8 protein-coding genes are annotated in these 12,562 nt (G+C 72.7%); 6 read left to right on the forward strand and 2 right to left on the reverse strand.

Going from position 1 to position 12,562, the window contains the following annotated elements:
- Positions 1-114: 114 nt before the first annotated feature.
- The 3 genes from ACIP8W_RS11975 (at position 115) to ACIP8W_RS11985 (ending at position 5,533) form a co-directional block, all read left to right on the forward strand.
- Complete coding sequence (locus tag ACIP8W_RS11975) at positions 115-1,128, forward strand: slipin family protein (RefSeq protein WP_402202822.1); 1,014 nt, start codon at positions 115-117, stop codon at positions 1,126-1,128.
- Positions 1,129-1,403: 275 nt separating this feature from the next.
- Positions 1,404-4,289 (forward strand): SNF2-related protein, encoded by a 2,886-nt coding sequence (locus ACIP8W_RS11980; protein WP_402202824.1) that lies wholly within the window; start codon positions 1,404-1,406, stop codon positions 4,287-4,289.
- Positions 4,286-5,533, forward strand: a complete 1,248-nt coding sequence (locus ACIP8W_RS11985; protein ID WP_401948866.1) for an SWIM zinc finger family protein — start codon at positions 4,286-4,288, stop codon at positions 5,531-5,533. The genes ACIP8W_RS11980 and ACIP8W_RS11985 overlap by 4 nt, the downstream gene beginning before the upstream one ends.
- Before the next feature lie 83 nt (positions 5,534-5,616).
- Here ACIP8W_RS11985 and ACIP8W_RS11990 read toward each other — a convergent pair whose 3' ends face one another.
- Together ACIP8W_RS11990 and ACIP8W_RS11995 are read right to left on the reverse strand one after the other, a co-directional pair.
- The gene (locus ACIP8W_RS11990; protein WP_402202826.1) at positions 5,617-6,762 is read right to left on the reverse strand and encodes a S1 family peptidase; all 1,146 of its coding nucleotides are present in this window, start codon (positions 6,760-6,762) and stop codon (positions 5,617-5,619) included.
- Between the two features lie 327 nt (positions 6,763-7,089).
- Positions 7,090-8,301, reverse strand: a complete 1,212-nt coding sequence (locus ACIP8W_RS11995; protein ID WP_401948870.1) for a pyridoxal phosphate-dependent aminotransferase — start codon at positions 8,299-8,301, stop codon at positions 7,090-7,092.
- A gap of 86 nt (positions 8,302-8,387) precedes the next feature.
- Here ACIP8W_RS11995 and ACIP8W_RS12000 point away from each other — a divergent pair, with 86 nt between their 5' ends.
- The 3 genes from ACIP8W_RS12000 (at position 8,388) to ACIP8W_RS12010 (ending at position 12,486) form a co-directional block, all read left to right on the forward strand.
- Complete coding sequence (locus tag ACIP8W_RS12000) at positions 8,388-9,047, forward strand: winged helix-turn-helix transcriptional regulator (protein WP_401948873.1); 660 nt, start codon at positions 8,388-8,390, stop codon at positions 9,045-9,047.
- Between the two features lie 170 nt (positions 9,048-9,217).
- The gene (locus tag ACIP8W_RS12005) at positions 9,218-11,740 is read left to right on the forward strand and encodes a SpoIIE family protein phosphatase (protein ID WP_401948876.1); all 2,523 of its coding nucleotides are present in this window, start codon (positions 9,218-9,220) and stop codon (positions 11,738-11,740) included.
- Between the two features lie 110 nt (positions 11,741-11,850).
- Positions 11,851-12,486 (forward strand): uridine kinase, encoded by a 636-nt coding sequence (locus ACIP8W_RS12010; RefSeq protein WP_402202828.1) that lies wholly within the window; start codon positions 11,851-11,853, stop codon positions 12,484-12,486.
- Positions 12,487-12,562 lie beyond the last annotated feature (76 nt).

Genomic DNA, 12,562 nt, shown 5'->3' on the forward strand with positions numbered 1-12,562 from the left:
CCGGGTTACCGCTGTCGACCGACGGTCATACAGGGCATACCGTTGTTATTGAGCACCTCGTGTTATCAAGCACCTCGTCATCGAACATCTCGGTCCGGCGTCAGGGGGCCCATCATGGTCGAGGAACTGGTCATAGCGGTCATAGCGGTGGTATGTGCGTGCGGGCTGTACGCGATGGCCGCCGCACGAGTCGTCAAGCAGTACGAGCGCGGCGTGGTCCTGCGCCTCGGCCGGCTGCGGGAAGGTGTCCGAGGACCCGGATTCACGACGGTGATCCCGTTCGTGGACAAGCTGCGCAAGGTCAATATGCAGATCGTGACGATGCCGGTGCCCGCCCAGGACGGCATCACGCGCGACAACGTCACCGTGCGGGTGGACGCGGTGATCTACTTCAAGGTCGTGGACGCGGCGGACGCGGTGATCCGCGTCGAGGACTACCGGTTCGCGGTGTCGCAGATGGCGCAGACCTCGCTGCGGTCGATCATCGGCAAGAGCGATCTCGACGATCTGCTGTCGAACAGGGAGAAGCTCAACCAGGGCCTGGAACTGATGATCGACAGTCCGTCGATCGGCTGGGGCGTGCAGATCGACCGGGTCGAGATCAAGGACGTGTCGCTGCCGGAAACCATGAAACGGTCGATGGCGCGCCAGGCCGAGGCGGACCGTGAGCGGCGCGCGCGGGTGATCAACGCGGACGCGGAACTCCAGGCGTCGAAGAAGCTCGCCGAAGCGGCCAAGCAGATGTCCGGACAGCCCGCGGCGCTTCAGCTGCGGCTGTTGCAGACCGTCGTGGCCGTGGCGGCCGAGAAGAACTCGACCCTTGTCCTGCCGTTCCCCGTCGAGCTGCTCCGTTTCCTGGAACGGGCCACACCGGCGCAGGCCGTACAGGCCGTGCAGGCTGTCTCGGAAGCCGTACAGCCGGTTGCGCCGACTCCTGCGGCTGCGGCTCCTCCTCCGGTTCAGGCTTCGGAGGAAGTAGAGGAAGCGAAGGAAGTGAAGGAAGCGGAGGGAGTGGAGGGAGTGGAGAAAGTAGAGGAAGTAGAGGAAGCGGAGGAAGTGGAGGGAGTGGAGAAGGTGGAGACGAAGGCCGCCGGACCCGCTGGAGCCACGGCCGCTGAGCGGCGCTGAGCGGGTGTCGCGCTGCCGTGCGCTGCCGTCCGACTTGCTCTGTTCCGGCCTGCCCCGACCTTGCCCCGACCTTGCCCCGACCTTGCTCTGATCTGCCCCTGACTGCCCCCCTGACCTGCTCTGCCCTGAGCTGCTACGCCCCTGCTCCGACCTGCGGAAACAATGGGCCGGAGTCGGTGGTCGGACCCGACTGTCAGACCCCCCGCCTAGACTCGCAGAGGTAGTCGGGTCCTGCCGGATCCGAGGTGTCCAGAGGTGGGAGGGGACCGGTGTCGATGGTGCGAGCAGCACATTCCGTACGCGTGGATTCCGCCGCGCAGCCGCCCGTTCCCGGCCTCGCGCGGTGTGCCGCTGTCTTCCTGCCCGCCGGACTGCCACGCGAGGGCCGGGTCGCCTTCTGGGCGCCGGCGGGCGGGCTGCCCGCGGGGGTGGAGGCGCGGGAGCTGACGGTCGTCCGGCGCCATGGGGCCGGTGTCCGTGCGCGGGAGGTGCCGGCCGTGCTGCTGTCCGTGGCCGACGCGGTCCCGGTGCTGGTCGCCGCCCGGGGCGACCGGGCGGCGCACCCGGCGGCGGCCTGCTGGGGCGCCGCCGCGCTGCACGCGCTGCACCTTGCCGCGCGGGGCAGACTCCTTCCCGGTCTCACCGCGTCCGACCATGACGCGTGGCGGGCCGGCCCGCTCGACGCCGATGACATCGCGCAGCTCAGGGCCATCGCCGCAGCCATGCCGCCCGAGGCCCACGCCGTACCGGCGGCGGAGTCGCGCCCGCTGCTGCTGCCGGATCCCGAGGCCCTGGTGCGGGCCTTCCTCGACGCGGTGGCGGACTCCCTGCCGCGTACTCCCGCCGCCGCGTTCGCCGCGGGAGCGCCGTTCGCCGCCCGGGCCGCGCAGCATCTGCCGGGCGCCCGCACCTGGGCGGCGGAGGCCGCGGCGGGCATGGACGCGGGGGTGCGGGTCTCGCTGCGCCTCGACCTGTCGGCGTACGACCTCTTCGACCACGAGGAACCCGCCGGGGCGGATGATGACGCGGGCGTCGAGCGGCGGGCCGGAGCGGCCCTCGTCCAGATCCACAGCCTGGCCGATCCGACCCTGGTCATCGACGCGTCCCGGCTCTGGGCGGGGGACGGCGCCGAGAGCTTCGGGGCGCGAGCCCGGATCGACGCGATGCTCGCCCTGCGCAGGGCGGCCCGGGTCTGGACACCGCTCGCCCGGCTGCTGGAGCGCGATGTGCCGGACGTGCTGCCGCTCTCCGAGCACGAGCTGTACGAGCTGCTCGGCCCGGGGGCCGCGGGGCTCGCCGCCGCGGGCGTCGCCGTGCACTGGCCCAGGGAGCTGGCCCGTACGCTCACCGCCGCCGCCGTGGTCAGGCCCGCGCCCGGGTCCGCGACGGACGGCACGCCCTTCTTCGACAGCGCGGAACTGCTCGCGTTCAACTGGCAGCTGGCGCTCGACGGGGATCCCCTCACCGCACAGGAGATGGACGCGCTCGCCGAGTCGCACCGTCCGATCGTGCGGCTGCGCGACCAGTGGGTGGTCGTCGACCCGGCGCTCGTCCGCAAGGCGCGCAAGCGGGAGCTGGGGCTGCTGGAGCCCCTCGACGCGCTGGGCGTCGCCCTCACCGGCACGGCCGAGGTCGACGGCGAGACGGTGGAGGCGGTCCCGGAGGGCTCGCTCGCCGCCCTGCGGGACCGGCTGGTCGGCGGGCCCGCAGCGATTCCCCAGCCACCGGCGCTGGCCGCCACGCTGCGCGACTACCAGCTGCGCGGGCTCGCCTGGCTGGACCTGATGACCTCGCTGGGCCTCGGCGGCTGTCTCGCGGACGACATGGGCCTCGGCAAGACGATCACTGTCATCGCCCTCCATCTGCACCGCGCCCGCCCGGCACCGACCCTGGTGGTCTGCCCCGCCTCGCTCCTCGGTAATTGGCAGCGCGAGATCACCCGCTTCGCCCCCGGCGTCCCCGTCCACCGCTTCCACGGCACCGGGCGCAGCCTCGAAGAGGTGACGGGCGGCTTCGTCCTCACCACGTACGGCACGATGCGCGGCAGCGCCGAGATCCTGGCCGCGCACCCCTGGGGGATGGTCGTCGCCGACGAGGCGCAGCACGTCAAGAATCCGTTCTCGTCGACGGCCAGGGCGCTGCGCACGATCCCGGCGCCCGCCAGGGTCGCCCTGACCGGCACCCCCGTCGAGAACAACCTCTCCGAGCTGTGGGCCCTCCTCGACTGGACCACCCCCGGTCTCCTGGGACCGCTCAAGGCGTTCCGGGCCCGTCACGCCCGGATCGTCGAGAACGTGGAGAACGCCAAGAGCGCCGGCGTCAGGGACGCGGAGAACGCGGAGGCGGTGGAGCGGCTGTCCCGGCTGGTCGGACCGTTCCTGCTGCGCAGGAAGAAGTCCGATCCCGGCATCGTGCCCGAGCTGCCGCCCAAGACCGAGACCGATCACCCCGTGGCGCTCACCCGGGAACAGGCGTCCCTCTACGAGGCGGTCGTCAGGGAGACCTTGGCGGCCATCGAGGCGGCCGAGGGCATCGCGCGCCGGGGCCTGGTCATGAAGCTGCTCACCGCGCTCAAGCAGATCTGCAACCACCCCGCGCAGTATCTGAAGGAGGACGCCGCCCGGCTGACCGGCCGTTCCGGCAAGCTCGCCCTCCTGGACGAGCTGCTCGACACGATCCTCGCGGAGGACGGCTCCGTCCTGATCTTCACGCAGTACGTATCGATGGCCCGGCTGATCTCCGCGCATCTGACGTCCCGCGCGATCCCGTCCCAGCTCCTCCACGGAGGCACCCCGGTCGCGGAGCGCGAGCGCATGGTGGACCGGTTCCAGTCCGGCGGGACACCGGTCTTTGTCCTCTCGTTGAAGGCGGCGGGCACCGGCCTCAATCTGACCAGGGCCGGCCATGTCGTCCACTTCGACCGCTGGTGGAACCCGGCCGTGGAGGAGCAGGCCACCGACCGGGCGTACCGCATCGGCCAGACCCAGCCCGTGCAGGTCCACCGGCTGATCGCGGAGGGCACGGTCGAGGACCGGATCGCCGGGATGCTCGCCGCCAAGCGGGCGCTCGCCGACGCGGTCCTCGGCGCGGGCGAGACCGCCCTGACCGAGCTGACCGACCGTGAGCTGAGCGATCTGGTCTCCCTGAGGAGGGTGTCATGAGGCCGCCGCGCACACCCCGGCACGACGACCGCCGCCGTACGTTCCCCGCCCTGCCCTCCCGGCCCGGCACCGAGGGCGACTTCGCGGTCACCTGGTGGGGCAACGCCTGGGTGCAGTCGATGGTGGAGACCGCCCTCGACCCGGCCAGGCTCCGGCGCGGCCGGGCCTACGCGGACCGGGGCCTGGTCGACGCGATCACCGTCACCCCCGGCCGGGTCATGGCGTACGTCCATGGCTCCCGGCCCCGCCCGTACCGTACGGAGATCCGGCTGCGGACCCTCGACGGGGCCGACTGGGAGGACCTCCTCGACGCGGCGGCGGCCCGGCCCGACCACATCGCGGCCCTGCTCGACAAGGACATGCCGCACACCCTCGCGGCCTCGGCGGAGCTGCTGCCCGGCGGGAGCGATCTCACGCCCGACTGCTCCTGCCCGGACGACGGTTACCCCTGCAAGCACGCCGCCGCGCTCTGCTACCAGACGGCCCGGCTCCTCGACGAGGACCCGTTCGTCCTCTTCCTGCTGCGCGGCCGTGGTGAGCAGGAGGTGCTCGCCGACCTGACCCGGCGCAACGCGGCTCGCGCGGCCACCGAACGGACCGCGCAGGCGCCGCCGATGCCCACGGTCGAGGCCCGCGCCGCCTTCGGCCCGCGGACGCTCCCGATGCTGCCGCCGCCGTTCCCCGTGCCCCCGCGGCCGGGGCGTCCGCCCGCCTATCCGCAGCTCTCCGGAGCGCCCGATCCGCTCGCTCTCGATCTCCTCGCCACCGAGGCGGCGGCTCGCGCGCACACCTTCCTCACCACCGGTCTGGACCCGGTCGGCGCGCTCGACGCGTGGCAGGACGCGGTACGGCTGGCCGCCGCGCACCCGGGATCCGGACTGACCGCCTCCACCCGCGCCCTCTACCGGGATCTGGCCGCCGCCCTCGGCCGTACGCCCACCGATCTGGCCCGCGCGGTCGCCGCTTGGCGCCAGGGCGGCCTCGCGGGACTCGCCGTACTCGAAGAGGCGTGGGATCCGCCCGCGGGCCCCTTCGACCGGGCGCGTCCGGCCCTGGTGGCCGCCGATTTCCCGCAGTTCCGGCCCTGGCGCAACCGGCTCTCGACCCGGTCCCGGCAGCTCCGGTTCGGCCGTGACCTCCTCTGGTACGGCTATGAGTCGGACCCCGACCGGGAGGACTGGTGGCCGCGCGGCACCCCCGACACCGACCCGGTGGGCGCCCTCACCGCGCTGCTCGGCGGATGACCGGCGGCCGGGGCGGCAGCGCGCCCGCCACCGTCGGCCGGGTGGCGGGCGCGAGCCGTGCGAGGGATCAGGGGGCGGGGAGGTCAGGCGGTGTGGAGGGTCAGACCGTACCGGCTGAGGATCGGATTGATCGGCTGGTAGAACGTGGTGCCGCCGCTGGTGCAGTTGCCGGATCCACCGGAGGTGACGCCCTGCGCCTGGTCACCGGAGATGTACGAGCCGCCCGAGTCGCCGCCCTCCGCGCAGGCGCTGGTCTGGGTCAGTCCGTAGACGAGCGCGCCGTTGCCGTAGTTGACCGTCACGTTCTTGTTCTGGACGGTGCCGCAGCGCCAGTGAGTCGTGGAGCCGGAGCGGCAGATGGAGGAGCCGATCGGGGCCTCGCTGGAGCCACGGACCAGCCGGTCGGGGATGGTGCCCCAGCCGAGGACCACGGGCACGGTCCACCAGCCGCTGCCCACATTGACCCACGCGTAGTCGTTGACGGGGAAGGACGAGCCCTGGAAGTTGCCGATGTACGAGTTGTCCCAGCCACGGACCGAGGCGCCGGCCTGGCCGCAGTGGCCGGCGGTGACGAAGCCTCCGCGCACCGAGAAGCCGATGGAGCAGCGGACGTTGCCCGTGTAGTAGGGGTCACCGCCGACGGTTCCGGCGGCGAAGGTCGTCGGTGCCTCGGCGGACGCCTCGACGGTGACGGGCCCCGCCTGCCGGGCACGGGCCACGAAGGCGCGTACCGCGGTGTCGTTCTGCCGCGAGGCGACGACCTCCACCACGACCCGGTTGGCCCGGGTGTCCACGTGCCAGCCGCCGACGCCGTCCGGCGCGGAGAGCGCGTCGATCTTCTCCTTGACGGCGTCGAGCTGTCGCGCGCTGTGCTTCACCAGACGTACGGTCGCGCCCGTCGCCCGTACGGCGGCGGCCTCGCGCGCGCTGGTGAGAGCGACCGTCAGGGTGTTGTCGTCCGGGTCGAACCAGGAGCCGCCGTACGACGATCCGGCTGCCCGCCGCGCCTTTCCTTCGACAGCGGTCGCTGTCTTCTCGGCGGCCAGCCGCGCCGTGGCCCGGCTCTCCGTCAGACCCAGGTCCGACCGCATCGCGGAGAGCATTCCGGCGGAGGCCGGTGCCTTGGGGGAAGGGGCGGCCGCGGCCGCGGGGGCGAACCCGGCTGTCGCCCAGGTTCCGACGAGGAGGAGCGCGGACAGGCCGGTGCGTATGACTGTCGTGCGTCTCAAGGAGGTTGGCCCTTCTGTGTCCCGTGGGTGAGGTGGAACAGCGGATGCCCGGGAGCGCTCTTCCGGGCGCCGCCAGCCGGGAGCGTAGCCAAACGGGCATTGGCAGGTCCATACCAATGCGCGAGAGTGGCCGATATCGTCGCAGGGCCCGTCTCTTGTGGCCGGATGCGGGAGGGGGCATCCGGGCAGGCCGGCGTGGGCGAGCGGTGGCGTCACGGGGCCGCTCCACGTCCGGGGCCGGGCACGTCCGGGGCCGGGCGCGGGCCGGGCGCGGGGCCATGGTGCCCGGCCGGGCCCCTGTTCCGGGGCCGGGCCGCTGCGCTGGGGCTACTGGCGGTAGCCGCTGAGGAAGCGGCCGATCCGGCTGATGGCGGCGTCGAGATCGTCGGCGTACGGGAGGGTCAGGATCCGGAAGTGGTCGGGGCGTGGCCAGTTGAAGCCCGTCCCCTGGACGACCTGGATCTTCTCGCGCAGCAGCAGATCCAGGACGAACCGCTCGTCGTCGTGGATCTTGTGGACCTTGGGGTCCAGCCGGGGGAAGGCGTACAGCGCGCCCTTCGGCTTCACGCAGGAGACGCCGGGGATCTCGTTGAGTTTCTCCCAGGCGCGGTCGCGCTGTTCGTACAGCCTGCCGCCGGGCGCGACGAGTTCCTTGATGGACTGCCGGCCGCCGAGCGCGGCCTGAATGGCGTACTGCGCGGGCGCGTTGGGGCACAGCCGCATCGAGGCGAGCATCGTCAGCCCCTCGAGGTAGCTGCGCGCGTGCTGTCGGGGGCCGCTGACGACCAGCCAGCCGGACCGGAAACCGGCGACCCGATAGGTCTTCGAGAGCCCGCTGAAGGTCAGGACGACCAGATCGGGGGCGAGGGCGGCGGCGGTGTGGTGGACCGCGTCGTCATAGATGATCTGGTCGTAGATCTCGTCGGCGAACACCATGAGCTGGTGGCGGCGGGCGAGATCGAGCATGGCCTCGACGATCTCGCGCGGATAGACCGCCCCGGTGGGGTTGTTGGGGTTGATGATCACGAGCGCCCTGGTCCGGTCGGTGATCTTCGACGCCATGTCGTCCAGGTCCGGGTACCACTCCGCGGACTCGTCGCACAGGTAGTGCACGGCGCGGCCCCCGGCCATCGTGGTGACCGCCGTCCAGAGCGGGAAGTCGGGGGCGGGGATCAGGACCTCGTCGCCGTCCTCCAGCAGGGCCTGGACGGCCATCGTGATCAGCTCGGAGGCGCCGTTCCCGAGGAAGACGTCGTCCACGGTGACATCGGGCAGCCCCAGGGTCTGATAGCGCTGGGCGACGGCACGGCGCGCGGAGAGGATGCCGCGCGAGTCCGTGTAGCCGTGTGCCTGCGGAAGCATCCGGATCATGTCCTGGACGATCTCCTCCGGCGCCTCGAAGCCGAAGAGCGCGGGGTTGCCGGTGTTGAGGCGCAGGACGCTGTGGCCCGCCTCCTCCAGGGCGTCGGCTTGTTCGATCACCGGGCCGCGGATCTCGTAGCAGACCTCGCTGAGCTTGCTCGACTGCCGGAATTCCATGCGGTGGCCTCCCAGACCTTGATGCGATACTTGGTTTTACCAAGTATGAGCTTGGAAAGTCCAACGACATGTCTAGACTGAGTCGCATGCCACGCCGCCGAAGCTACGACCAGTACTGTTCCGCAGCCCGCGCCCTCGACGCCGTGGGTGACCGCTGGACCCTGCTGATCGTCAGGGAACTGCTGGCGGGTCCCCGCCGCTACACCGATCTCCACGCCGACCTGCCGGGCGTCAGCACGGATGTGCTCGCGTCCCGGCTCAAGGACATGGAGCGCGACGAACTGACCACCCGTCGCAAACTGCCCCCGCCCGCCGCCGCCTTCGTGTACGAGCTGACCGGGCGCGGCCGGGCACTGCTCCCGGTCCTCGTGGCGCTGGCGGAGTGGGGCTCGCCCGCGCTGGAGGAGCGCAGGCCCACCGATGCCGTACGGGCGCACTGGTTCGCCGTGCCACTGCTGCGGGTGCTCGCGGGACCGGCCGGGCCCCGGACGGAAGGGGTGGTGGAGGTCCGGCTCGACGAGGGCGTGTTCCATGTGCGGCTCGGCCCCGGCGGATCGTACGAGGACGGCGGGGGGCCGGTGTACGGGGACGGGCCCGCCGAGCGCCCCGACGCCTGTCTGGCCCTGGACTCCGCTACCTGCCGCGCGCTGGGCGAGGGGACGCTGACGGTCGGGGACGGGGTGCGGGACGGTCGTATCGAGGTGTCGGGCGACGGGGCGCTCGCCAAGGCGCTGCGGGGGGAGTGAGAGCGGGGGTGATCGGGTCCGGATCCGACGGCCGTCCGATCCGTCGGGCCTGCCGGGCCCGTCCCGGGCCGGGCGGTTCATCGGCGCGCGGAAAGTCTGTTGTTGTGGCTAATGTCATACTTGAAGGCGTCCGTAGCAGCCGGTAGCCCGCAGGGGTGGGATGAGCGACGATGAGGCAACCGGAGGAGCCCACGGCCAGGGTCACCATTGACGCGCGCGGCATCCTCAAGGCATGGAACGAAGGGGCCCGCCGGCTCCTGGGCCACCGGCCCGGCCAGATCGTCGGCCACCCGGCCGCGGAGCTGCTCGCCGACCCCGCGACCGCCCCGTCCCTCGCCGGACTCGCCGGGCTGACCAGGTGGAACGGGACCCTGACACTGCTGCGCGAGGACGGCGCGGAGACGGCCGTACGGCTGCTGGCGCACCGCCTCACCAGGGACGACGGCGCCACCGAGTGGCTCGTCGTCTCGCCGGGGAGCGCGGACGCCACCCCGACCCCGGGGAGCGCGGAGGCCCCCGCCACCGCCGGGGACGAGGCGCCGGAATCGTACGAGGAGATGGCCGAGCAGTCCTTCCGCCAGTCCCCGTGCACGATGGCGATCTACGACGGGTCCCTGCGGCTGCGCGGCCTGAACCAGGACATGGAACGCGTCCTGGGCCTCACCGTGGACGAGGTGTACGGGCTGAGGCTGCCGGATATGGTCCCCGGCGCCGACAGCGAGATCGTCCAGCGGAGCATGCGGCAGGTGCTGCGGACGGGCGTACGCCGGCACCACGAGTCCGCCGTACGGCTGGAGGGGTACGAACACGTATCGGCCTGGTCGGTCTTCCTCGCGCCGCTGCGGGACACCGCCGGACGGGTGTGGGGGGTGATCCTGTCCGCGCACGACATGACCGTCCAGCACACGGCCCAGCGGCGGCTGCTGCTGGTCAACGAGGCCAGCACCCGGATCGGCGCCAGCCTCGACCTCGTGAGCACCGCGCGGGAGCTGGTCGCCGTGACGGTCCCGGACTTCGCCGACTTCGTCACGGTCGATCTGCTCCCGGCCGTCGTCGGCGGGGTGGACGAGCCGTCGCCCGGTCCGCTCTCCGGCCATGTCGTCCTGCGGCGGGTCGCGTGCCGGTCCGTCCTGGAGGGCTCCCCCGAGGCCGTCGTCCAGGTCGGCGGCACCGCCTTCTACCCCGACGCGTCCCCCGCCGCCGAGTGCCTGATCACCGAGCGGGGGATCCTGCACCAGGTGACCGACCCCGGTGTGAACCGGTGGGCGGCGCAGGCGCCCGACCGGGCGGCCAGCATGCGCCGGTTCGGCTTCCACTCCACGATGGCCGTCCCGCTGCGGGCCCGGGGTACCACGCTCGGTGTGGCCACCTTCTCCCGCCACCGGAGCCCGGACCCCTTCGAGCAGGACGATCTGCTGCTCGCCGAGGAGATCACCGCGCGGGCGGCCGTCTGCATCGACAACGCCCGCCGCTACACCCGCGAACGCGAGACGGCGCTCACGCTCCAGCGCAGCCTGCTGCCCAAGGTGCTGCCCGAACACGCGGCGGTCGAGGCGGCCTTCCGCTACCTCCCGGCGGACTCGGGGGCCGGGGTGGGCGGCGACTGGTTCGATGTGATCCCGCTGTCCGGCGCGCGGGTCGCGCTGGTCGTGGGCGATGTCGTCGGCCACGGGGTGCAGGCGTCGGCCACGATGGGACGGCTGCGTACGGCGGTACGGACCCTGGCCGATGTCGACCTGCCGCCCGACGAACTGCTCACCCACCTCGACGACCTCGTCAACCACCTGTCCATGGAGGCGATGGGACGTCCGGGCCGCTCCGCCCGGCCGAGCGGCCGGCGTACGGACGGGGAGGCGCGGGGCGAGAGCGCCGGGAGCGGTGCGGAGAGCGCCGGGGACGTCGGCGCCACCTGCCTCTACGCGGTCTACGACCCGGTCTCCCGCCACTGCTCGGCGGCGCGCGCCGGGCATCCGCCGCCCGCCGTGGTCAGCCCGGACGGGACGGTCGAATTCCTCGACGTACCGGCGGGGCCGCCGCTCGGTCTGGGCGGTCTGCCGTTCGAGACCGTCGAGACCGAGCTGGCGGAGGGCAGCCTTCTCGCCCTCTACACCAACGGCCTCGTCGAGTCACGGGAGCGCGGCGGGGACGAGTCGACGGCCGCCCTCCGCGCGGCCCTGGCCCGGCCCGCCGAGCCGCTGGAGGACATCTGCGACGCCGTGCTCAAGGCGCTGCTCCTGGACCGGCAGACCGACGATGTCGCCCTGCTTCTCGCCCGGACCCGCGCGCTCGACGCCCATCAGGTGGTCACCTGGGAGCTGCCCTCCGATCCGGCCGTCGTGGCCAGGGTCCGCAGGGACGTTTCCGCGCAACTGACCGCCTGGGGGCTGGAGGAGGCCGTCTTCACCACGGAGCTGCTGGTCAGCGAACTCGTCACCAACGCCATCCGGTACGCGGAGGCCCCCATCCAGCTGCGCCTGATCCATCACCACAGCCTGATCTGCGAGGTCTCCGACGGCAGCAACACCGCCCCGCATCTGCGCCGGGCGCGGGTCTTCGACGAGGGAGGGCGCGGGCTGCTGCTCGTGGCCCAGCTGACCCAGAGCTGGGGCACCCGCCAGGGCGGGGTGGGCAAGACCATCTGGGCCGAACAGACCCTCCCGGTGGTCGAACGGACTTTTTCCATGGGGGAGTAGACCTTTTCGTAGTGGAGCGGACTTCCGTAGTTGAGTGGACTTCCACGGTGGAGCGGACCTTCTGTGGGACGGCCGACCGGCCGGTCCGCGGCCGGGCGCATGATGGGCGGGTGCGACTCGAAGCGATCACCTGGGAGCGGCTGACCGAGACACTCGCCGAGCGCGTGATGTCCCTCGGCCCGGCGGAGGACGGCGGCCCGTGGCCACGTGTCGCCATCGACGGGCCCCCGGCCGCCCGGACCGGCGAACGGGCCGGGGCGCTCGCCGAGGCGCTGCGCCTGCGCGGCCGGCCGGTGCTGGTGGTGGGGGCCGCCGGGTTCCTGCGCCCGGCCTCGCTGCGGTACGAGTACGGCCGCGAGGACCCCGAGACGTACTACAGCGGCTGGTTCGACACCGGGGCACTGTGGCGGGAGGTTTTCGCGCCGCTGGAGCGGGGCGGCTCCGGGCGGGTCCTGCCCGACCTCTGGGACCCGGCCACGGACCGGGCGACCCGCAGCCCGCACGTCGTCCTCCCGCCCGGCGGGGTGCTGGTGCTGCACGGGCCGCTGCTGATGGGCCACTGGTTCCCGTTCGACCTGACAGTCCATCTGCGGCTCTCGCCGGGGGCGCTGCGGCGCGGCACCGCCGAGGACGCGCTCTGGACGCTGCCCGCCTTCGAACGGTACGAGGACGAGGTGGACCCGGCGGCCACGGCGGACGTCGTCGTACGCGCCGATGATCCGCGCCGTCCGGCGTGGGGCGGCTGAGCGCGTACGGGCCGGGCGCGCCCCGGTGCCGTACGCGCTCGGGCGGGGCGGGCCGGGGCACGTCCGGGCCGGGCCG

Origin of the sequence: Streptomyces sp. NPDC088554 (genome assembly GCF_044752945.1) — a bacterium.
Classification (GTDB): Bacteria; Actinomycetota; Actinomycetes; order Streptomycetales; family Streptomycetaceae; genus Streptomyces.